The organism is Paenibacillus whitsoniae (assembly GCF_003955665.1).
Classification (GTDB): Bacteria; Bacillota; Bacilli; order Paenibacillales; family NBRC-103111; genus Paenibacillus_E; species Paenibacillus_E whitsoniae.
This window is the reverse complement of sequence record NZ_RXHU01000042.1, coordinates 151,554-175,012: the sequence shown is the minus strand read 5'-3', so window position 1 is coordinate 175,012 and position 23,459 is coordinate 151,554. Positions and strand designations below refer to the sequence as shown.

Sequence of the window (23,459 nt, the reverse complement as noted above, 5' to 3'; positions counted from 1 at the left end):
GTCGATGTATTCTGTTGAGTTCAAAATCAAGAAGAGACGTTCGAGGTCTATTGTACAAAACTCCCACTAAAACGAGGAAGAGTGGATATGGCTAAACATACGATGGATTATGCTATAAATGAAATGAGAGCATATGGTATTCTAATCTCCGGTCATTATAAGGAAAACGAGCACTACGTGGTTCAGCGGCCGCCCGGCATTGTAGACTGGTTGTTTATGTATACAATATCGGGAGAGGGCATGGTGATTACGGAGGAAGATGGGGTAGTCTGTCGTCAAGGCGATGTCGCTCTGCTGCTTCCTGGCCTCTCCCATCATTACAGAACCCATGGTTCGTCATGGGAGTTTGTATGGGTTCATTTTATCCCAGATCCGGAATGGAATACTTGGATGCGATTCCCGGAACGATGCAATCGATTTGTTCACATTTCAATAGCGGACATGCCGTACCGGTTTGTCATTGAAGAAGCGATGAAGAGAATGCACTTGCACAGCCTGCAAGGAGCAAATTCGCTTCATATTCGGCTTTCCATGATCGCTCTGGAAGAGGCGCTGCTGCATGTCAGATTGGCTTCAATGACCGGCAGCGTAGCTGCCATAGATCCTAGAATCGCCGATATTTTGCACTTTTTGCAGCATTCCTTTCGCAACAAAGTATCTTTGCCTGAACTGGCGAAAAGAAGCTGTCTATCAACCTCCCGGCTATCGCATTTATTTAAAGAACAAGTGGGCGACACCATTGTGAATACGCTGCATAAATTTAGGCTGGAAAAGGCCGCGCAGCTTCTCGTCTATACGACGAGACAAGTTTCAGAAATTGCAGAGGATGTGGGATTTGATAGCATTGATCATTTTTCTAGGCTATTCAAAGCGTATTTCAGCGTAACTCCCTCGACGTACCGAAAGGACAAAGCTGGCGGGTAGTCTATCGTGCAATAATACAACGAGGGGATACAGGAATAGCAATAGCAGGATTGTGTGAAAAGTCAGCACGATTGATCGTTCATTTCTATGGGGATATCCAATATACTTTGGATAGAAAAGGATGGTTCACCGGCAGTTCTTGAAATATACCCGGATGGAGGATCTTGCAAAATTGAATACGACATCGCATATCCACAAAGATTATTCCAGCAGACCTCCTCGTTTGGAAGTCCAGATGTCATGGTGGACAATGAATGGGCTTGATAAAGATGATGGGTCCCGGCGAATGGAGGACCGGTTTAATCGGATTGCAGAAGCTGGGTTTGATGGGATTAATGGTTTCGTACCTGCGCCGGAAGAAGCGGATAATTGGCGGAAGCTGCTGAACAAATACGGACTGTCATTTAGCGTCAATGCCTATCCGAATAGTGCAGCAGATATGGCTCAATTCTTGGCAAAAGCCAAGTTATTCGGGCAAATTGATTTCATTAATGCGCAAGTGCTGACTCCGTTCTTGTATGGGCAGTCGGCAGAAAGGCTCATTTCTGAAATCAATGCTTTATCGAAGGAAGCGGGAATCCCCGTCTATATTGAAACGCATCGAGGTACGATTACACAGGATCTCATAAGAACGGTACGGTATGCAGAGCATATCGAAGATTTGAGATTAACGATTGATTTTTCCCATTATGTCGTAGCTGGTGAAATGCACACCGTATCGGAAGAAGCCGAGACGCATCTTCAAAAACTGCTTACACGAACTTCAAGCATACATGCCCGTGTATCGAACGGGGAACAGATTCAGGTTGATGTAGGCGAATGTGGTGAGCATCCGATGATGCGCCATTTTGAACGATGGTGGAGAAGCGGGATGACGAACTGGCTGAACCATAATAATCTGGACAGACCCTTCCCATTCATTTGCGAATTAGGACCTCCTCCATATGCGATTACCATCGATGAGTATGGAGATCGCCGAAGAGAGATTGGCGACCGATGGTCGCAATCGTTAGTATTCGCCCATATTGCCCGTTCGATATGGAAGGATATCCATAAATAGCAGGGCAGCCCAGTACCGACGCGATACATGGAGAAATTCCATGTATCGCTTTAACATTTTGTAGCGTCTGCTAACAGTAAAGGGAGTGCGATGAGAATGACCCGTCTGAATGTCATGATTGTGGACGATGAAGTGCTCGCTATTGAGCATATAAAGGCACTAATCGATTGGGAGGCGGAAGGGTTCTGCATAGCCGGTGAATTTTTCAGACCATTGCAAGCGTTTCCAAAAATCATGGAACTTAAACCCGATCTGATCGTTGCCGATATTCGAATGCCCAATATGGACGGCATCGAATTGAGCAAGCGCTTGTTATCTGCTGGATTTCGGGGGCGAATTATTCTACTTACATCTTATAAAGAATTTGATTATGTCAAAGAAGCGCTTCGACTGGGTATCGTCAGTTATTTGGTGAAGCATGAGCTGGACGCTGAGAGTTTGCGCAGTGAACTGAGCAAGGTAAAAGAGGTGATCGCGGAAGAACAGCGTCGAAGCGCTATGGTACTGCGTCAGTACTTGAAGGATCTGACAGAGGGACGTGTTCCGGCGGAGGAGCTGGCTGTTGAGGCAGCCAGCTCCAAAAGAGTGAAGGGCAAGCAGTTTGTCTATGTCGTCGTATCGGTGGAAGAGCCTTTCCCCGTCGTACCCTACAAAGAAGTGGAGACACCTCCGTCAATATGGCATGGAGAGTTGCCGGAGCTGCCTTTGTATGAAATAGAGCTCGCCTATAAGAAGAACGGTAAGGTCGGTTTTCTTCTTATGACACTGCCAGTTGCAAGCAGAAAGGGAGCGATTGACATGCATGCGGATGCCGCATTCCGCTTGAAGGCACATCTGGAGGAAGTCTGTCCAGGCGTTCCGGTATGCACGTCTTACTCTGAACCATTCGACAGACTGGAGGCGTTGAGTGTGATTCATCGCAACACCGTGGCTCAACTCACTTCCTGTTTGTTTGTAAGAGGGACGAAAATTGTTGGACCCGGTCATGGTGACGACTCAACCCAATTGGATACGCGCGTTGTGCCGGTTATGGAAAAGGTAGTCGAGCTGTTTCGACAAGGTGATCTGGCATCCATGGAGAGCATGCTGGATAATGCCTTCGAAAAGGCTGCAAAATTCCGAAGTGTACCGTATTTGAGGGAGATATGCGGCAGGCTGGTCACCGCTATGGATATCGTTAGATCCGAGCGCGGGCTGCCTGCTTTGCGGCGTCTCGGAGAGGAAGGAGTTATTCGTACGCAAGAATGGCGAACTGTGGAAGGCATCAAGCTGTGGCTTCTCGCTAAAGTCCACGAAACCATGACCGGTAACGGAAAATCATCCCCAAATAGCCGTAAAATTCGAGAGGCGTGTGATTATATCTCCGTCAACTTAGCTGAAGAACTTAGCGCCGAGATGATTGCGAGCCGAGTCGGTATCAGCGGGGAGCATTTGCGTCATCTGTTCAAGCAAGAAATGGGGCTGACGCTGCACGACTATATAACGGCATGCCGCATGGAGCAGGCGAAGGGGCTGCTGCAAAGCGGGCATTTCAAGCTCTACGAAATTTCAGAGAGAGTCGGCTATAAGAGCAGTCACTATTTCAGTAAAATATTTTGCAAAACGGTCGGTATGTCGCCGTTAGACTACGCCGAGGCAAGAGGCGACGTGCGATGAGGATTAAGATTCGAGCGAAAATCATCGGCAGTACGATGTTGGTTGTCATGGTATCTTTGCTTTTCAGCAGCTATATTACGTATACGTATATGTCCAGAATCTTGCAAGAGCAGGCTGTCAAGGACAATATGACCAAGCTGGCCCAAACGTCATCCTCCCTTACCCGAATGCAGGATCGGCTTGTCAAGACGGCAGAGACGATCATCGCCGATCCGGAAATCAACGCCAGGATCGTGTCAAAACCTGGAGCGACGCTGGAGATGAGCTACTTTAACAAAGTGGCGGTGTTAAAGCAATTGCAGCGGTTTGTAGCGTTGGACTCAAGCTTGCTAAACATTATGATTGTAAATCCTGACAAAGTGGTCTTCTCCAACTATAGTGGCTATGAGAGCTACTATGAAGAATATTTAAAGGAGGACTGGCTGCAACCTTTCCTGAGCGGAACAAATGAGACACGTTTCTCCGCGATACATCCTCTCGTCAACTTTAATGGCGTGCGTGATGTGATTAGTTACGTGACACCTTACCGCAATTGGGAAGATAAGTCATCGGGAAGTTCATACTTCCTGATCATCGAAATGAAGAAGGATGAAATCGATAAGGTATTTTCGGAAAGCAGTAAAGATTTTCAGCGCATCATTCTAAGGGGTGGAGACGGGCGAATCATTTTTGATACGAATAGGGAGGAGGCCTCTGAATCAGCTAACGTATCGTCTGATGATGTTATTTCCATCCGTTACGATGCCATGCGGGAAGGGTGGAGCCAGGAAGCATACATTTCGAAGCAGAAGCTGTACGAGTCATTTCGTCCGATTCTGCTCTTCTACTTGTTAATTGTCATCGGCGGATTGATGTTCATCCTCCTTATCGTGCCTACCTTCATTTTTAATTTTACAAAGCCGATTACTCAACTCGCTCGGGCAATGCGGAAGGTATCTGTCGGCGAACTGAACACCAACGTGCTGATCCGCAGCGGCGATGAGATGGAGGTGCTCGGGGAAGGATTCAACCGAATGGTAAACGAGCTTGATGCCTGGATGAAATCTTCGATGAGGGAGCAAGAAATCAAAAGAAATATGCAGATTAATTTGCTTCTTTCGGAAATCAATCCGCACTTTATCTACAATACGCTGAATACGGTCATTTATTTATCTCATGCAGGGCGCAACAAGGATACAATTACGATCACGAAAGCGTTAATCGCTATCTTGCAGGATACAATCAAGACGGGCGAGGATGCTTTCTTCTCGACACTCGACGAGGAAATGAACCTCGTCGTCCAATATATCCATATTCAGCAATACCGATATCCTGATCGCTTTCGAGTAGAATGGGCTATCCCGGATCGGCTTCGTTCATGTGTTGTGCTTCGTCTTATGATCCAACCTCTTGTGGAAAATGCGCTAGTCCACGGTATTTTTAACTTGGAGGAAGAGGGCGTGATCCGGATATCCGCCTTGGCTCAAGAGAATACGCTTTGCGTCACTGTGACAGATAACGGCATTGGTCTGGATGCGGACTCCTCGCATTACCATGTATCCCAACGTCATTCTGCCAACTCCGGCCAGACGAAGGGGATTGGACTGGCCAATATTCGAGAGCGGATCGCTTTTCATTACGGGGACAAGTACGGCCTTGACCTGACTTCTCAACCCAGCTCCGGAACGTCCGTTACTATTCGGATTCCTTTAAGAACGGGAGAGCAGCCGGACTAAAGACGACAACCGGATTGTGAGGCAAATAACCGCTTTGTTTCATTTCAACCGTGTTAAGTAAGCGTTAACATGATAAAGGAAGCGATTTCAAAAGAGGAGGGTTTGAAGTTGAAACACACACAAAAATCTTGGTTATATGTGCCCGCAACGCTCCTGTTGGCAGGAGCCGTCACACTGGCAGGCTGCACAAGTGAAAGTAATAACGCAGCCGGAGGCGGAGAGAAGGGAGCGAGCACGCTGAATGGCGACTCGGCTGCTACAGCCGCTGGCATTAAGGGAACGATTAAAGTGTGGGACTGGGACGAAGCCTTTCTGAAGAAAATGGTGCCCGAATTTAATAAACGGTTTCCAAACGTGAAGGTGGAGTACACCGTAGTCAATAACGGCGATTATATGCAAAAGCTTCAAAGCGGCATTGCGTCCGGTTCGGATGTACCGGACGTCGTTCTTGGCGAAATGAACTATCGCGGACAGCTGTTCGATCTGGATATTCTGGATAATCTGGAGAAGGCCCCCTACAATTTTAAACGTACCGAATTGTTGGATTACTTGCCGTCGATACTGACGAATTCAAAAGGTGAGCTAGTCGGCGTCGATCAGTCGATTACGCCAGCAGGCCTTGCGTACCGTCGAGATCTGGCAAAACAGTATTTGGGAACCGATGATCCTGACGCGCTCGCTAAGGCGATTCCTGATTGGAACGCATTTATTGAGAAGGGGAAAAAGGTGCAGCAGGAAAGCGGCGGTAAGGTAACGATGTTCGCATCCTTCGACGATGCTTATCGGGTCATCCGCGAGCAAAATTCGAAGCCGTATGTGACTGGAACAACAATCAATCTGACAGACCGGTTGCAGCTTCCGCTCACGACGGTGTTCAGCATGCGTGACGCGGGCATACTAGGCAAGTACGAAGCGTATACGCCAGGTTGGAATGCATCGTTTGCGAAAGGGGATAACATTTTCTATCCGATGGCGCCATGGAGCGCGAAGTGGAACATTGCTGCTAATGACAAAGACGGCATCGGACGGTGGGGGTTGATCCCGGCGCCTGGCGGAAGCTACACCTACGGTGGAACATCTGTTGGTGTATATAAAGACAGCAAGAACAAGGACGCTGCTTGGGCGTACATTAACTTTGCCTACATGTCTGACGAAGGCATGGCGATCAACTACAAAGAATTCGGCAATATGGCGGGAACAAAGCAGTTCTTTGAGAAACATAAAGATTGGATTGATGCGGGTACGGAGTATGATAAGTATTTCGCAGGACAGAATCTGAACAAGACGTTCGTTGAAAAAATCGTACCTACGGTGAAAGCGGATCCACAAACGAAATATAATGCGATGGTGCAGACGGCATACGGATCACTGTATCCGTTATGGATGAAGGATACGAGCATCAATGTAAAAACGGCGCTTGAGAAACTGAAGAGTGAAGTCAAAAATCTGGCACCGGAAGCTACAATAAAATAACGAAGGGGGCCGTCTTCGGAGAGGAGAGAGAGCGTCATGCAAGTGGAAGCGACCACGAAGCGAGCCGAGCACGACAGGTCTGTGAAAGTTGTTCGTTCGAGTATGAAAGTATGGCCTTACTTGTTTGCTTTGCCGTTCGTCGTGCTTTATTTTGCCTTCCATTTTTATCCGGTCTTATATTCGTTCTGGTTAAGCTTGCACGACTGGAATGGCGTAGGGCGGAAAACATTCATCGGACTGCGCAATTACGCAACCTTGCTGACCAAGGATCCGCTATTTTATAAGGCACTGTACAACACAGTCATGATCATGATCATGTCCGTGCCGGCGATGATTCTGCTTGGCATGGTACTGGCCTATGTGATATTTCAGCTCGCGAAAGGGCGGGTCTTCTTCCAGACAATGAACTTCCTGCCCTATATCACAACGCCGGTGGCGATTGGATTTATATTTTCTTTCATGTTTGACTGGCAAACGGGAATTGTCAATAACATGCTGCTTAAGCTTGGACTGTTAGCGGAGGGCCTCCAGTGGCTGCAAGATCCTTTGACGGCCAAGATGATCATTGCCATGATGATTGTATGGAGAAACCTGGGGTATTTCATGACCATCTATTTGGCGGGGATGACGGCAATCCCCCAGGATATTTACGAAGCTGCGAGGGTAGACGGCTCTACAGGATTGCATACGTTCACTCGCATTACGCTGCCTTTGTTGAGAAATATTACGGTTTTCCTGATTGTCACCTCGATTATTGGCGGTCTGCAGCTGTTTGATGAGCCAAAACTATTATACGGTGGCTGGACAGCCAGTACCTCCGGCGGACCGGATAACGCCGCATTAACGGTCATCTGGAAATTCGTCAATGATTCCTTCATTACAGGAACCCGCTTCGGTTATGGTGCTGCTACGGCTTACATGCTATTCGTTATTATTGTGCTGTTCTCCATCGTGAGTTATCGCATCGGTTCGGGGAAGGAGGAGAAGGCATGAAGCTCATAAAATGGCTGTTTATCGGGCTTGTGACGATCGTATCTTTATTTCCTTTCTATGTGATGATCATGATGAGCACGTATTATTCGGAAAATATTTTTAAAGGGCTGCCGCTCCTCCCGTCCAACTACTTGTTTGAGAACCTTCAGACTGTGTTTAAAACAAACTTTTTCCGCGTTTATGCGAACAGTTTGACCGTGTCGATCTGCTCTTCGCTGCTTGGGGTTACAACAAGCACGCTGATCGGTTACGCGGTGGCCAAATTTGATTTCAAACTGAAAAGACATTTGAATTACTTTATTATCATTACGATGATGATACCGGCTCAGGTTGGGCTGATCGGTTACATCATCGAGATGCGGACATTGGGATTTGGCAATACTTTAATGCCCGTCATTTTGACCTGGAGTGCGTGGTCGTTCGGTGCGTTTTTTATGATTCAATTCATCCGCGACACGGTGCCCAGCGAGGTTATGGAATGCGCGCGAATCGACGGTGCGTCTGAGCCGAGAATTTTAGGCGGAATCGTGCTGCCGCTGATTAAACCCGGAATTTCCACGTTGTCGACGCTCGTGTTTCTGTGGTCGTGGAACAATTATCTGCTGCCTCTCGTGACCATCAACAACTCAAAATGGTTTACACTGCCGGTGTTTATATCAACGCTGGGTATTGTACATCGAACCGACTACGGTGCGCGAATGGCTGCACTGGCGATGGCAACTCTGCCGGTTCTGATTGTGTTCATGCTGGGAAGCCGTACCTTTATAAAGGGAATTACGGCAGGCGCCGTGAAAGGGTAAAAAGAACCTGGAGCTGCAGCTTGGACGAACTATGCAGTCCGGCAGCAGCGCCATGGGCTCAAGAAACATTCCTGACTAGGCTTCTTAACCCCCAGGTGTTATAATAGGTTAAACGTTTAAACAACACCTGTTAAGGAGCATACGATAATGACGATTCAGCAAGACTGGGCGCAGGAAGCCTGGTCACAAACTGTGGCAAAAGTGAATAAAACGAGCAAGCGCATCGGGGCGAACTTCCCGCATGCGAGCGTGGATGGCGTATACAAGCTGGAGCCAGCCTATTGGTGGACCGCCGGGTTCTGGCCGGGGCTGCTGTGGCTCTTGTATCGCGATACGAAGGACGAGGGAATGAAGGCGATTGCCGCGTCCTGCGAGCAGCAGCTCGATCAGGTCGTGGCCGACTACTACAAGCTCGATCATGACATCGGCTTTATGTGGACGTTGACGAGCGTCGCGCAGTACAAGCTGCTCGGCTCGGAGGATTCGAAGCGCCGCGCCTTGCTGGCGGCGAATCTGCTCGCTGCACGGTTCAACGTGCAGGGCGGGTACATCCGCGCCTGGAACCCGTGGCGCGAAGGCGAGGACAATGCAGGCTGGGCGATTATCGACTGCATGATGAATTTGTCCCTGCTCCACTGGGCTTCGCAGACGACCGGGGACCCGCGCTACGCGCATATCGCCACGCGCCACGCGGACATGGCGGTAGAGCACTTCATCCGTCCCGACGGTTCAGTGAACCACATCGTGATCTTCGACCCGCACACCGGCGAGCAGGTTTCGGTGAACGGCGGGCAAGGCTACGCGCCGGAATCCGCTTGGTCGCGCGGCACGGCATGGGCGATCTACGGCATGAGCCTGAGCTACAAGTACACCGGCGATGAGAAGTACTTGCAAGCGGCGAAGCGCGCGGCGCACTTCTTCCTGGCGAACCTGCCGGAGGATCAGGTGCCGCACTGGGATTTCCGGTTGCCGGAAGGCGTGCCGGCGTACCGCGACTCCTCCGCCGGCGCATGCGCGGCATGCGGCCTGCTGCTGATCAGCGAGCAGGTGAGCCCTGCGGAAGCGGCGCTGTACCGCGACGCGGGAGAGCGCATCCTTCACTCGCTGTACACGAACTACGGCGCGTGGAATTCCGACGCCGAGGAGGGGCTCGTCCTGCACGGCACGAGCCACTTCCCGGAAGGCAAGAACATCGACGTGCCGCTAATCTACGGCGACTACTACTTCGTCGAGGGCTTGTCCCGGTTGTTAGGCCATGGCGAGCTGTTCTGGTAAGCCGCGATTTTGCAAAAAGAGTTGCCCTAAGCAGGTTAAGCTGCTGGGGCGGCTCTTTTTTGCATGTTTGGGCGCGCACAGCCTCGTCGGAGCCGCGGCAACTTCGCTGACCTGGAATTGTTCCAGTTCAATATCCGCTTTTCCGCAAAAATAGCCGCGTGAACTGGAATTTCTCCATCTTATTTGCACCTATGCTAGCTCTGGAGGGCCAAACGCATCAATTAAACTGGAGGTTTTCCAGTTCACCTTGGCCAATCCTCCTTTTTGCGTAAAATGAACGGGATAAATTCCAGTTGAGCGTTGGGAGGAGGATAAAGTTGGAGGTAGTAGAATTTGGCGTAACCCTCATGGACGCAAATGTCCATTAGCGGTACGCTTTTGGGCTAGTGCACGATCTAGCTGACAAAAACGTCCGTTAGACTTGTGTAACCTCGTCAACCAAGCCGTTTTTAGTTTTAACAGTCATTGCTGATCAGTTCTCCCTACAAAAAGACTTTTACTACAGTAAATCGACAAACCGCCACATTGTTGGGCCAACTAGCGGAATCTATAATGAAGACACTAGATCAAACAACAGTAGGTGAGAGACATGGAAACCATTCTAGGACAGGACAAGGCGGTGCAGCTGGCCGCTGTGAAGCCGAAGAAAATGAGCGCCTGGACGTACATTCTGAAGCATCGGGCTTTTTATCTGATGCTCATTCCAGGGCTGCTCTATTTTCTCGTGTTTCGCTACGTGCCGCTCGCCGGCAGTGTAATCGCATTTCAGGATTATAACATTTTCAAAGGCTTTACAGGCAGTGATTGGGTCGGCTTTCAGTGGTTTGAGCAGATGTTCAGCTACGATAAGTTCGCAAGGCTTCTCCGCAATACGCTGTTCATTTCGCTGTATCAGATCATTTTCGCGTTTCCGCTGCCGATCATTCTGGCGTGCTTGCTGAACGAAGTGAGGTCAATGGCGTTCAAACGCGTGACGCAAACGGTGCTCTACTTGCCGCATTTTCTCTCGTGGACGATCGTCTTCGGACTCACGTACATGATGCTGTCCCCGGCGCAAGGCTTCGTCAATCACTTGATTGTCATGCTGGGCGGCGAGAAAATCTCATTCCTGCAAAAGCCGGAATACTTCCGCTCGATCATCATCACATCGGGCATCTGGAAGGAGATGGGCTGGAACGCCATCATCTTTATCGCTGCGCTGGCGGGCATCAACCCCGCTCTGTACGAAGCGGCCAAAATGGACGGTGCGAACCGCTGGAAGCAGTTCTTGCACATTTCGGTGCCGGGCCTTCTGCCGGCGATTATGATTCTGCTCATGCTCAAAATCGGCCATATTATGGATTCCGGTTTTGAACAAATCTATCAGTTCCTGAATCCGGCGACGTATGAAACCGGGGACGTTCTCGATACCTACACGTATCGGGCGGGGATTTTGCAAGGACAGTACAGCATCACAACCGCCATCGGATTGTTCAAATCCGTCATTGGCTTCATTCTGCTCGTCATCGCGAACCGCGTCAGCAAGCTGACCACCGGCGAAGGGCTCTATTAAAAGGGGGACTTCTCAGCTATGAAAATCAAACGCTCATCCGGCGAAGTCGCTTTCGATACAGCCAACGTCGTGATTTTGCTGCTCTTCTGCGCAGCGGTCGCGCTGCCGCTCATGAACGTCATCGCAGGCTCGCTCAGCTCCAATGAAGCGATCGTGCATGCCAAAGTGATGTTGTGGCCCGTCGGTTTTAACTGGCTCAACTATGAGTTCGTGCTGAAAAACGCCGTCTTCTGGCGAGCGTTCTGGGTCACGATCCAGATTGTCGTCATCGGTACGGCACTCAACATGGTACTGACGCTGCTTACCTCGTATCCGCTCTCAAAGTCATGGCTCGGCGGACGCAAAGCCATCCTGCTGGCCATTATTTTTACAATGATCTTCCAGGCCCCGATGGTGCCGATGTACTTACTGATCAAAAGCCTCGGCATGATGAACACGATCTGGTCGCTCATTATTCCGAGTGCGCTCAGCGCTTTTAATATGATGCTCTGCATCACCTTTATGCGCTCCATTCCGGAGGAATTGTTCGAAGCCGCCCGGGTGGACGGGATGTCGGAGTACCGCATTTTGTGGAAAATCGTCGCTCCGCTGTCCATGCCGATCAACGTGACGCTGATTCTGTTCTATGCCGTTGGGCATTGGAACAACTACCTGGGCCCGCTGCTGTACATTACGAATCGCGAGCTTCAGCCTCTGCAGCTGTACCTGTACAAGCTGATCTCGCAGTTCGATATGGACTCCGCCGGGGGCCAGTCGGTGACAGAACTCTCGACGGCGATTACGCCGCAAGGTCTTCAAATGGCGACGATCGTCATTGCAACCGTGCCTGTCATCATCATCTATCCATTCCTGCAAAAGCATTTTATTAAAGGCGCTTTGCTCGGTTCGGTGAAGGAATAGGAAGCGGCGGCTCCGCCCGCCCGCATCTTGACGTTCCTACAGAGTCTACACCGGAGGTGATGCAGATTTTACCAGCCATATGCTGATGTTAAGTGGAAAGTCTGTATTTTATAATGAACATAATTAGGGAGGGTCATCTCGATGAAAGTTCTATTAAAGAAAGCGATTACATTATCCTGTGTCGTCTGTCTCACCGGTGCCTTGGCTGCCTGCGGTTCCGATAAAAGCACGTCTTCGACACCGTCGGCCTCCGCGCCGGAAGCCACCCAAAGCGCGACACCGGCTGAACCGGCGAAGATTTCGATGTTCGTCTCGAATAACGCCCAACAAATTCCGGGCGGCAAATCGATGGACCTGGCAACCGTCAAGTACCTTGCGCAAAAAACGAACACCGACCTCGACATCACGTTTCTGCCGCATGAGAACTACATGGATCAGCTCAAGCTGAAGTTCGCTTCCGGCGACATTCCGAACGTGCACATGGTATGGGGCATTGAAACCTCCGATCTTGTCATCAACGGTTTGGCAATGGATTTGAAACCTTATATCGATAAATACGGGCCGAATCTGAAGAAAAACATTCCGCAATCCGCTTGGGACGCTGTCACCCTGAACGGCAAAATTCTTGCCATCCCGCAGCCTGCACAAGGCAATGCGCCTTCGGAGCGCGTCATCTATGTGCGCAAGGACTGGATGGATAAGCTCGGCATTCAGACGCCGAAAACGACTGCTGAATTCCTCGACATGCTGCGGGCGTTCCGCGATAAAGACCCGAACGGCAACGGCAAGAAGGACGAGATTCCGTTCTCCTCGCGTGAGAAGTTCGAGTGGGCGGACAATATTTTTGGCATGTACGGGGTGAACCTCGATTCGAATACGCTATATAACAATGAAGTAATGCCAGGCTTCGTCAGCCCGAATATGAAAAAAGCGCTCGGTACCCTCAAAACGATGTACGCCGAGAAGCTGATCGATGCGGAATTCCTGACGAATACCCGAGCCATCTGGGATCAGAAAATCAAATCCGACCTCGTCGGCTCCTGGGATCACGTCGTCTTCGGCATTTGGGATCCGTGGCAGAAGGAACTTAGTAAGCTGCTCCCAGACAAGAAACCGAACGTTGTCGCGATTCCGACGCCAAAAGGCGAAGGCTACGACGGTCAAGTCGGCCGTGTCGAGAAGCCCGTGCTGAAAACGTTCGTCGTCAGCAAAGACACGAAAAATCCGGAAGCGATCGTCAAAATGTTCGACTGGCTCGTATCGGACGAAGGCCAAATGTTCACGGAGCTGGGCATTGAAGGTCAATCCTATACCAAAGAAGGCAGCACGATTAAATACAACGCCGACAAAGATGCCGACGTGAAATGGCGCTCCGCCGTATTCCAAATGCACGGTTTTAACGAAGCAGCGCAAAAAGTGCTGATCAACAACGATGAAGCGTACAACAAACTGCTCGATACGATTGCAACGTCCCGCAAAGAAGGCATTACGAACCCGACAGCCGGTATGCCGCCGTCAGAGACATTGACGAAGAATGCGGACCTGGGCTACAAAGGCTCCTTCCAGGAAGCAGCAGCGAAAATTATTCTCGGCGAGAAGCCGCTGGACTATTTCGATGAGTACGTGGCGAGCTGGAAAAAGCAAGGTGGAGATAAAGCGATCAAAGAGCTTACCGACTGGTACAACGCCAATCGCAAGAAATAAGAGGATTTCGGCCAGCCCACCTGCAGCAAGCATTTTGCTCGGGTGGGTCACCGCTTTATGTATTTGAGCTCTACATGGGAAAGGATGAAGATCGTGAACAATCACCTGCATAAAATACTCGCTTTGCTGTTAATCGGTCTGCTGCTGATCGTCTCCTTGGTCCCCGTATCGGTGGGGGCGCAGGCGCTGACGGAGGATGAGCTTGCGCAAGTAGGCGGCAGCGAAGTGATTCTGTCAGGCATTCATCAGCCGAACGCTGCGCTTAATCCTGAAGCGCCTGCTTATGGAACCGCTGCCAAAGTATCCGTTGACGGGCAGCCGTTTGCTGAGGCGCTGCGTTTTACGACGAACGTGCAGCCTGCCTCTACCTATTTGCTGCAATACGTATTCCCGATTGCCTCACGCATTGAAAAAGATGACGTAATGTTGGCCACATTCTATGCCCGAACGCTCAGTTCCACCGTAGAAACGGCGGAGGGAACGGCTTCGTTAGTCATGGAAAAAACGGTAACGTTTGATAAATCGATCAATGAAACGATTACGATTCCGAACACGTGGAAAAAGTTTCTCGTCCCGATTAAAGCGGCTTTGCTTATGGAAGAGAATACGCCGCAAATTACGTTCCGGCTGGGCTACAAGCCGCAGGTGATCGAGATTGCCGATCTGAAAGTCGTCAATTATAAGAAAGCGGTTGCATTTGCGGATCTTCCCAGCACCCCCGTTGTGTATGACGGGATGGAGGACAATGCGCCATGGCGCACGGAAGCCAATGCCCGCATCGAGCAGATCCGTAAAGGCGATCTGACGGTTGAGGTGAAGGATGCCAGCGGTCAGCCGATTCCGAATGCGGACGTGCACGTGGCGATGACGAAGCACGATTTTAAATGGGGCACCGCCGTGAATTCGGATAAGCTGTTCGGTACGGATGCGGATTCGGAAATGTACCGGACGAAGCTGAAAGAGAATTTTAACTCGGCCGTTATGGAAAACGATATGAAGTGGCAATTCTGGGAAGGCAACAAGGCCAAGACGGTGAATGCCTACAATTGGTTGGGCTCAAACGGCTTTGACATTCGGGGCCATGCCTTGATCTGGGACAACACGCCTCGGCTTCCGAACGACGTTCCAGGGCTGATGAGCAACAAGCCGCAGCTCGAGAAGCGGATTCAGGATCATTTTCATGAACTGGCGGGCTTTTTTCGGGGGCGCCTCTACAATTGGGATGTGCTGAACGAGCCGGTGCTCAACAGTATGATCCGCAGCACCTACGACAATCCCGGAGCCGTGATGGCGAACTGGTTTAAAATGGCGAAGGAAGCGGACCCGACCGCCAAGCTGTACGTCAATGAAACGCAAATTCTCGGCGTTGACGCGCCGGTGATCGGGACGTTCTCAAACATCCTGCAATCGATGAAGGATAACGGGGCGCCGATTGACGGTGTCGGGATTCAGGCGCATTTTGGCTCGACGCCGGTCAGTCCGATGGCTTTCTATAACCAGCTTACGCATTTCGCGCAGTACGCGCCGGAGATTGCGATTACCGAATTCGACGTCAATTCTCCGAAAGAGGATATACAGGGTAAGTTCACCCACGACATTATGCTTGCGGCATTCAGTCATCCGAACGTGCAGTCATTCACGATGTGGGGGTTCTGGGATGGTTCGCATTGGCAAAACAATGCTCCGCTCTTCCGCCAGAACTGGACGCTGAAGCCGTCCGGCGAGGCGTGGCGTGACCTTATTTATCATACCTGGTGGACGGATGTTACGGGCCAGAGCGATGTGAACGGTGTGTATCAAACGCGCGGTTTCTATGGAAACTATGATATTACCGTTACAATTGGCGGCACGAGCCAGACGGTGAAAACCTCCTTATTAAAAGGAAAAGACAACAAGGTGACGATCGTTTGGGGCTCGCCATCCGGCGGCACGACGGCGCCAAGCTTTGTGCCGCTCACGGCACCGGCGCAGACGGCGGAAATTACGGCGCCGGTCTGGCCTTACGGCAGCGTGTTCCAGGCGTCGAATGTGTCGCCGACGTCTGTCAGCTTGACATGGCCTGAGGCGCACGATAACCAAGAGGTGGCCGGTTACAAGGTGTATCAAGACGGTGCGTTGGTGAAGGAGCTGGGCGCGAACGTGACGCGTCTGGATGTGACTGGCCTGACGCCGGGTCACCGTTATTCGTTCACGGTTCAGGCGCTGGATGCGCAGGGCAATACGTCTGTCATGAGTCAGCCGATTGACGTGACGGCGGTTTCTGGCGCAGATACCGAACTGCCAGGCTGGAAAAAAGGCTCCTTGCTGGACGTAGCGGACCTGGGTCAGACCGGAGCGAAGCTGAGTTGGCCGGCAGGCGTAGATAACGACGGTACGGAGGGCTACCGCCTCTACGTGAACGGGCAGCTCTGGAGCGATACGAGCGATACCCAGTACACGCTCACGGGGCTTACGCACAACAAGCTGTACACAGTTCGCGTTGAGTCCAAGGACGGCGACGGCAACTTGTCCGTCGGCGGGCCAATTGTGACGTTCCGCACGCTGGGCGCAGCGGATACGGCAGCGCCGGTGTGGGTCGGCACAGCGGCTTTGACCGCCTCGGATGTGACGCAGACGAGCGTGGGGCTGAGCTGGCCGGCGGCGCAGGACAGCTACGGTGTGACGGCGTACCGCGTCTATCAGGACGGCCGGGAAATCGTGACGCTGCCGGCTTCGTCGCGCAGCTTTGGGCTGGCGGGCTTAACACCGCACACAGCGTATGCATTCCGCGTTGAAGCGGGCGATGCGGCAGGCAACTGGTCGGTGGTGGGGCCGACGCTGACTGTGACGACGGCAGCAGGGCCCGATACGACCGCACCTGCGTGGCCGCCGGACCGGAGCTTAACCTACAGCGGGCTAACAGACCGCGCTGTGACGTTGAATTGGACGCCTGCGGTAGACAGTATCGGCGTGACGGGCTATAAAGTGTACGCGAATAACCAGGTGATCGCGACGGTGGACGGCAATGCGACGAGCTATGCCGTGACGAACCTTACAGCGGGAACAACGTATGCATTCCGCGTGCAGGCTGGCGATGCGGCGGGCAACTGGACGGCGAACGGGCCTTCCGTTTCCGTGAGGACGTTTGACGGCGTCGTGCGCAAACAGACGATCTACTATCCGAGCGACGATGCGTTTATTCAAGCGCCTGCTACAGTAGGCGGAGCGGGCACGACGAACAATCTGGAGTATCTCAGATACAAGAATGCGGCCGGGGCTTCGGGCACCGATGCGAACAAGAACACCGGCAACAACCGGCGCGCATATTTGAAATTCCCGTTGACTTCTGTAACGGGCAATGTGTATGACGCTTCACTCAATCTGTATATTTCTGCTGTGCAGTCACCGAATATGGACATCCCGATGAACCTGTACAGCACAGGAGACAATTGGACGGAGTCGACGATCAACTGGTTGAACAAGCCGACCGACGGCGCCATGATCGGAAGTACTGTGATCCGCAACGCTTTGTATTGGAAGAAGTTCGATGTAACTGCTCAAACGGCGCTTGAAGTGAGCGGCGACAAGACGATCTCCTTTAAATTGCAGGACGATGCATGGCTGGATCAAAACGTTGACATGCATTCCAAAGAAGCGACAGGCGCCAACGTTGCCTATCGCCCGTACCTCTCGGTTGGCACGGAAGAGCTTCCTGTTGATGGGACAGCACCGGCTTGGCCTGGCGCAAATCTTTCTGTATCGCAGTTGGCTCCACATGCGCTGGCACTAAGCTGGACCAGCGCGCAGGACACCGTAGGCGTCAACCGCTACAAGGTGTACCAGAACGGTGTACCGATTGCAACGGTAGCTGCGGATGTTTACAGCTATCAAGTGAGCGGACTCAAGCCAGCCACCAATTACACCTTTAAAGTGGAAGCGATGGACGCTGCTTCGGAATCGACGACAGGGCCATCCACAACGTTGACAACGCCTGCCGCCGACCTGGTACATCCGACATGGCCTTCAGGCTCTTCAGTTACAGTTACAGTTACAGACGCGGGCCGCTATGGGCTGACGCTGCACTGGCCGATTGCGGCTGACAATTACGGCGTCACAGGTTACGACGTGTATCAGGGCAGTACGTTGCTCGGCACGGTATCGGGGACAATCAACCAATATGCGGTCACCGGTTTGACGCCTGGCACCTCCTACACGTTCCATGTCGATGCTCGCGACGCAGAAGGCAATACGGCCAGCTCCCAGACGCTGACCACGGCAACGGCTGCCGCCGATACGGCGAAGCCGGGCTGGGGCGCAGGAAGCGGTTTGAGCGCTTCGCTCATCAGCGACTCTGGAATGCAATTGAATTGGCCTGCGGCCACGGACGATACCGGAGTCACCGGTTATCGTATCGAGCAGGACGGAACAACCGTAATCGAGGTATCGCAAGACATTCGGTCCTATTGGATAAACGGGCTGCAAGCCGCACACCCGTATATGTTCACTGTTCGCGCCCTTGATCAGGCCGGGAACGCATCCGATCCGCTGCAAGCGGAAGTCACAACGCTGCAAGTGGATACCATTACACCGCAATGGCCGACAGGTTCGCGTGTAACAGCTTCTCGCGCCGGCGACCAAGTGACGCTCACTTGGGATGCGGCGATTGACAATATCGCGATCAAACAGTACTTGATTTACCGCAATGGCGTGCAAGTTGCACAGGTCGATGGCGGCCTCATAACCTACACGCTGCAAGATGCTGCATCTGATAGCGTGTATAAAATAGAAGCACAAGACTTAGTAGGAACTGCGACCGTCTTCGGACCGGCGACGAACGATGCCCTTATTCCGGTACCGACGGATACGACGGCACCAGGTTGGCCGGCAGGAAGCCGCTTGACCGCTCAGTCGGTCGGCCAAACTTCCATCACGGTCAGCTGGAGCGAAGCGATCGATCGCATGGGCGTGAAGGAATACCGCTTGGAGCTGAACGGCAATCCGATCGCTACGACGGCGCAAACTTTCTGGCAAGTGACCGGCTTAGCCGAAGACAGCGTGTATACGTTCAAAGTCGAAGCTGTGGACGAAGCCGGCAACTGGTCGACCAATGGGCCGACACTGGCGGTTCGTACAGCGTCGACGGATATTACTCCGGCACCATCCATGCCGAACCAGACAGCGTCGCCAGCAGGCAGCAATATCATTAACGTACCTGCGCATACGGTAAGTGGCGGCAAATCGGTGGCCAGCGTCGATAAAGCAGCGCTTGAAGCAGCTTTCAAGTCAGCGTCAGCCGGACGCGTGGTTGTCGACCTTGCCAAAGCGGAGGGCGCTAAAGCTTACGAGCTGCAGCTGCCTGCCAGCTTTCTGACTGAGCAAGCAGGGGGACGCAGCCTGCAAGTGAAAACGACGTTCGGCACATTGCTGCTGCCAAGCAGCCTGTTTGCCGGAAATCCTGCGGCAGAGAAATCGTCTGCGCTGACAGTGAGCATCGCTTCCGCAGATCGTAGCGGTGCTTCGCAAGTGCCGGGCACGACCGGTGCTGTCGTAGAACTTAGCATCACGGCTGGAGATCAACAGCCGCTCTCTTTCAACGGCAAATCCGTCGTTGAAGTGCGGATTCCGTACCAGCCAACGGCTCAGCAGCGAAGCCATAGCGAGCTGCTGAACGTATGGTACGTTGACGGCAGCGGCAACGCACAGCTCATGCCGACTGGCCGTTATGACGTCGCCAATGGAGAAATGGTCTTCTCAACACCGCACTTCTCAACCTATGCGGTATCCTATGTGAAACCGGCTTTCGAAGATGTAAGCCGCACGCCATGGGCGCAGCAAGCGATTGAAGCGCTTGCGGCCAAAGGCATCATCCAAGGCGTAAGCGAGAGTGCCTTTCATCCGTCGGCAGCGGTCACTCGCGCTGATTTCACCAAGCTCTTGGTGGAGACGTTCGGCCTGAAAGCCAACGTTCAAGGGGCTGACGCCTTTGCTGATGCCAGCCAAGACGCGTACTATGCCCAAGCTGTCGCAATCGCGCATCAGCTCGGCGTCGTCAACGGGCAAACGGCTACACAGTTTGCGCCGCAAGCGCTCATCTCCCGTCAGGAGATGTTCACGATGATCGCCAGAGCGCTCGCGCAAACGGATGCGAAGCTGCCGAGCGGCGCAGGCAAGTCGCTTCCGTTCACGGACGCGGGCGAAATCGCTCCGTACGCCAAGGATGCGATCGCAGCCATGGCCAGTCAAGGCTTTATTGAAGGCGATGCGAACCTGCTGCATCCGCTCAGCAATTCCACACGGGCGGAAGCCGCTGTCATGCTTTACCGGATGTTTAAGCACGTATATCAGCCATAATGATTTTTCACGAAGCCGTCCGCATGTTAAATGCGGGCGGCTTTTTGAGCCCCAAAAAATACGATCCCTGCAGTATTTCAAACATTTCCCTCATTGCGCGCCCGCCTTCTTCCTTCTATGATTGAAGGTACGATACATGCCCTCAGGAGGCGGACACCTTGCTGACCTACATGATGAAAAACATGCGCCGATCGCTCAAATGGAAGCTGATTTCGATCATCGTTACCATTCTTATTTTCACCGTGGCGTTGATCGGGCTTCTTAGCTATATGCAGACAACGTCTTACGTGCGCAAAGACATCGATCACTTGAGCGTGCAAATTTTGAAGCAGGCGAATATGAACCTGGACCGCTACTATTCGGGATACGAGCTTGCCTATCTCATGTTCAGCAACTCGCTGGAAGTCCGCGAATGGATGCGTGCAGCCTCGCCGCAGCTGACGTCGGATTCAATCCGCAACTACGAACGGATGAAAGAGAACTACCTTAACCGCATGTTCCTGCAATACCCGGAAATCCTGTCGGTGTCGCTGTACAACCCGCGCGGGTTTGAGCAGCATTTTACCAACGCCGCCTACACGCTTCCGTTAACGTATAGCATCAAGAACGAACCCTATTTCGTCACTTCCGGCAATTTCGAAAAAATCAAATTCATCACCGGCATCTCCGAGAACTACCTGGATTCCGCCAATCAGAAGATGAAAATTCCTGTGCTGACGCTGTTTAAGCAGGTGGATAACGGCGGATACCTCAAAATCGACATATCGCTCACGCCGTCACAGCGCGTTATGGATCAGATCTCCATTACGAATTCCGGCGCCGCCGTCGTGATGGACGAGAAGGGCACGATCATTCACCATTCCGATGCGAAGGAAGTCATGGGGCATATGGACGACCGGATCGTGGACACCGTCAAGGGCAAGAAGGAAGGCTCATTTTTCGACAAGTCGGGCAAGGAGCTCATTATTTTTCAAACGATTCCCATCACCGGTTGGAAAATCATCGCCATCCTGCCGTACGAAGAGATCGGCAAAAGCATCTACTACACGCGCAACGTCACGATTATTGTGGCGATCGGGGCGCTCATTATCTCGGTCATTTTGACCTACTTTGCGGCGTCTTCCATCACCAGGCGGATATCAAGCCTTCGGAAGCTGATGAAAACGATGCAGCTGACCAACGACTTTGGCGTCAGGGCACAGGTCAGCGGCACCGACGAGGTGGCCGATCTCGGCAATTCGTTCAACAATTTACTCGGGCATCTCGCCCAGTCGATCCACGATCATGCCGAGACGCGAGTGCTCCAGCATCGGGCGGTTATCTCCGCCTTGCAATCGCAAATTAACTCGCATTTTCTATACAATACGCTTGAAACGATTAATTCCATGGCTGTAATTGCGAGGCAGCCGCATATCGGACACGTGTCTGTAAATCTCGCGAACATGCTTCGCTATACGTCGGATTATAAGCATGTGCAAGTCACAGTCGGCGAAGAGCTTCAGCATCTCGAGAATTATTTGAAAATCATGAAGGTCCGCTACAAGGACGAGGTGACCTATGAGGTGGACATGCCGCCGGAGCTGCTCACTGCCATTTGTACGAAAGCGCTTTTACAGCCGCTGGTCGAGAACTGCATCAAGCACGGCCGGGAAACGACCGGGGAATCCGTGCATATCCGCATCTCCGGCCGGCTGACGGAGGAGGGCAAGCTGACGCTGTCCGTCAGGGACAACGGCGCCGGCTTTACAGAGGAGACGCTGCAGCGGCTGAGCCAGGAGCAGGCGGATCTGCAGGCGAGCCACGACCATTTTAAACAGGTAGGGCTGTCGAACCTGATTTATCGGATGCGCATGTTCTATCATCAAGAGGCGATTTTGCATTTTGGCAATTCAGCGGTGGATGGAGGCGCGGTGGTGGAGATTACGCTGCCGTTTTGGAAAGGGGAGGTCACAGCATGAACAGACTGATGATTGTAGACGACGAGGAGCTTATCCGGGAAAGCCTGGCGATCCAATTGTCCGATATGGCGGATGTGGCGGTGTCGGCGACGCACGCGAACGGGCAAAAGGCGCTGGATTGGCTGAAGGACCATTTTGCCGATGTGTGTGTGACGGATGTGCGCATGCCGCTCGTGGACGGGCTGCAGCTGATCGAGGAGATCAACCGCCTGTACCCGTGGATGACGTGTATTGTGATTTCCAGCTACGACGATTTTCAATATGCGAAAAAGAGCATTCTGCTCGGCGCCGTCGACTACGTGCTTAAGCCGATTGATCCGGATCTGCTGACGGAGGCCGTGCAGAAGGCTAACGAAAAAGTGAGCCGGCAGCGCCGGAACGACGCGAACCAACTGCTGCTGCGCAAGCTGCCCCTGAACAAGCTCCTGCTCGAGCAGTGGCTCGAGATGATTCTGAGTGTCTACCTGCACGGGCAGCCGCTGCTCATCGTCGATACGCTGGCGATGTTCGAAGCGTGGGTCGACGGCCGCTATGAAATTCTGGACGAGCTGGCGTTGGCCTGGACGGCGATGCTGGTAGCCGAGCTGAAAAAGCAGGGCATCGACGTCGAACTGGAGGAAGCCGACGATCTCGGCTTTGGCGAAGACAGCGCGATCCTGCAGCGGTCGCAGGTGCGGCACTATTTTCGGCTGTGCGCCGTGAAAAGGCTTGAAGAAGCGGCGAACCTCCTGATGGACCGCGCCCGCAAGGCGAAAAACCTTCAGAAAGAGAGCGCCGTTGACCAGGTCAAGCGCTACATCGAAAATCATTACGCGGAGAACTGGGGGCTCCAGGATCTCGCTGATCATGTGGCGATGAGCCGCTCGTATCTCGCCAAAATGTTCAAAGAGCAAGCCGGCATGACGATCTGGACGTACTGCGTCAACGTGCGTATGCGCAAGGCGCGGGAGCTGCTGCTGACCTCGTCGCTGCGCAGCTACGAAATCGCGCTAAAGGTTGGCTACGAGAACAGCATTCACTTCTCGCGCATCTTCAAGCAGTACCACGGGATCAATCCGATGGAATACAAGGAACGGTTTGGCAGCGAATAACGGGAAGTTTCAGGCAAAATGCCGCATT

The 23,459-nt window shown here is 52.4% G+C and carries 14 protein-coding genes; all 14 read left to right on the top strand.

What is annotated here, in order from left to right; genetic code table 11:
- Positions 1 to 87 precede the first annotated feature (87 nt).
- A complete protein-coding gene (locus EJQ19_RS15495; RefSeq protein ID WP_126142136.1) occupies positions 88 to 924 on the top strand; it encodes a helix-turn-helix domain-containing protein in 837 nt (278 codons plus the stop codon).
- A 235-nt stretch (positions 925 to 1,159) separates the two neighbouring features.
- The gene (locus tag EJQ19_RS15490; protein ID WP_126142135.1) at positions 1,160 to 1,984 is read left to right on the top strand and encodes a sugar phosphate isomerase/epimerase family protein; all 825 of its coding nucleotides are present in this window, start codon (positions 1,160 to 1,162) and stop codon (positions 1,982 to 1,984) included.
- 96 nt (positions 1,985 to 2,080) lie between these two features.
- On the top strand, positions 2,081 to 3,640 hold the full coding sequence (locus EJQ19_RS15485; protein WP_164716567.1) for a response regulator transcription factor: 1,560 nt from the start codon (positions 2,081 to 2,083) through the stop codon (positions 3,638 to 3,640).
- Positions 3,637 to 5,355, top strand: coding sequence for a sensor histidine kinase (locus tag EJQ19_RS15480; RefSeq protein ID WP_126142133.1), 1,719 nt, complete (start codon positions 3,637 to 3,639; stop codon positions 5,353 to 5,355). Before EJQ19_RS15485 ends, EJQ19_RS15480 begins: the two co-directional genes overlap by 4 nt.
- 108 nt (positions 5,356 to 5,463) lie before the next feature.
- The gene (locus EJQ19_RS15475) at positions 5,464 to 6,828 is read left to right on the top strand and encodes an ABC transporter substrate-binding protein (protein ID WP_241242926.1); all 1,365 of its coding nucleotides are present in this window, start codon (positions 5,464 to 5,466) and stop codon (positions 6,826 to 6,828) included.
- Between the two features lie 36 nt (positions 6,829 to 6,864).
- Positions 6,865 to 7,821 carry a carbohydrate ABC transporter permease gene (locus EJQ19_RS15470; RefSeq protein ID WP_241242925.1) on the top strand — a complete coding sequence of 319 codons (957 nt, stop codon included), beginning with the start codon at positions 6,865 to 6,867 and terminating at the stop codon, positions 7,819 to 7,821.
- On the top strand, positions 7,818 to 8,621 hold the full coding sequence (locus EJQ19_RS15465; protein ID WP_126142131.1) for a carbohydrate ABC transporter permease: 804 nt from the start codon (positions 7,818 to 7,820) through the stop codon (positions 8,619 to 8,621). Before EJQ19_RS15470 ends, EJQ19_RS15465 begins: the two co-directional genes overlap by 4 nt.
- A gap of 147 nt (positions 8,622 to 8,768) precedes the next feature.
- Entirely contained in the window at positions 8,769 to 9,896 is a 1,128-nt protein-coding gene (locus EJQ19_RS15460; protein WP_126142130.1) for a glycoside hydrolase family 88 protein, read from the top strand.
- 589 nt (positions 9,897 to 10,485) lie between these two features.
- Positions 10,486 to 11,448 carry an ABC transporter permease gene (locus tag EJQ19_RS15455; protein WP_126142129.1) on the top strand — a complete coding sequence of 321 codons (963 nt, stop codon included), beginning with the start codon at positions 10,486 to 10,488 and terminating at the stop codon, positions 11,446 to 11,448.
- A gap of 18 nt (positions 11,449 to 11,466) precedes the next feature.
- A complete protein-coding gene (locus EJQ19_RS15450) occupies positions 11,467 to 12,348 on the top strand; it encodes a carbohydrate ABC transporter permease (protein WP_126142128.1) in 882 nt (293 codons plus the stop codon).
- 141 nt (positions 12,349 to 12,489) lie between these two features.
- Positions 12,490 to 14,052 (top strand): extracellular solute-binding protein, encoded by a 1,563-nt coding sequence (locus tag EJQ19_RS15445; RefSeq protein ID WP_126142127.1) that lies wholly within the window; start codon positions 12,490 to 12,492, stop codon positions 14,050 to 14,052.
- A 93-nt stretch (positions 14,053 to 14,145) separates the two neighbouring features.
- Positions 14,146 to 20,382, top strand: a complete 6,237-nt coding sequence (locus EJQ19_RS15440) for a fibronectin type III domain-containing protein (protein ID WP_164716566.1) — start codon at positions 14,146 to 14,148, stop codon at positions 20,380 to 20,382.
- A gap of 158 nt (positions 20,383 to 20,540) precedes the next feature.
- The gene (locus tag EJQ19_RS15435; protein WP_126142125.1) at positions 20,541 to 22,340 is read left to right on the top strand and encodes a sensor histidine kinase; all 1,800 of its coding nucleotides are present in this window, start codon (positions 20,541 to 20,543) and stop codon (positions 22,338 to 22,340) included.
- The gene (locus EJQ19_RS15430) at positions 22,337 to 23,431 is read left to right on the top strand and encodes a response regulator transcription factor (protein ID WP_126142124.1); all 1,095 of its coding nucleotides are present in this window, start codon (positions 22,337 to 22,339) and stop codon (positions 23,429 to 23,431) included. The genes EJQ19_RS15435 and EJQ19_RS15430 overlap by 4 nt, the downstream gene beginning before the upstream one ends.
- Positions 23,432 to 23,459 lie beyond the last annotated feature (28 nt).

Coding starts and splice junctions, on each gene's coding strand:
- EJQ19_RS15485 (WP_164716567.1), top strand. CDS start 2,081: ATGACCCGTCTGAATGTCATGATTGTGGACGATGAAGTGCTCGCTATT.
- EJQ19_RS15460 (WP_126142130.1), top strand. CDS start 8,769: ATGACGATTCAGCAAGACTGGGCGCAGGAAGCCTGGTCACAAACTGTG.
- EJQ19_RS15455 (WP_126142129.1), top strand. CDS start 10,486: ATGGAAACCATTCTAGGACAGGACAAGGCGGTGCAGCTGGCCGCTGTG.
- EJQ19_RS15490 (WP_126142135.1), top strand. CDS start 1,160: ATGTCATGGTGGACAATGAATGGGCTTGATAAAGATGATGGGTCCCGG.
- EJQ19_RS15480 (WP_126142133.1), top strand. CDS start 3,637: ATGAGGATTAAGATTCGAGCGAAAATCATCGGCAGTACGATGTTGGTT.
- EJQ19_RS15495 (WP_126142136.1), top strand. CDS start 88: ATGGCTAAACATACGATGGATTATGCTATAAATGAAATGAGAGCATAT.
- EJQ19_RS15465 (WP_126142131.1), top strand. CDS start 7,818: ATGAAGCTCATAAAATGGCTGTTTATCGGGCTTGTGACGATCGTATCT.
- EJQ19_RS15445 (WP_126142127.1), top strand. CDS start 12,490: ATGAAAGTTCTATTAAAGAAAGCGATTACATTATCCTGTGTCGTCTGT.
- EJQ19_RS15430 (WP_126142124.1), top strand. CDS start 22,337: ATGAACAGACTGATGATTGTAGACGACGAGGAGCTTATCCGGGAAAGC.
- EJQ19_RS15470 (WP_241242925.1), top strand. CDS start 6,865: ATGCAAGTGGAAGCGACCACGAAGCGAGCCGAGCACGACAGGTCTGTG.
- EJQ19_RS15450 (WP_126142128.1), top strand. CDS start 11,467: ATGAAAATCAAACGCTCATCCGGCGAAGTCGCTTTCGATACAGCCAAC.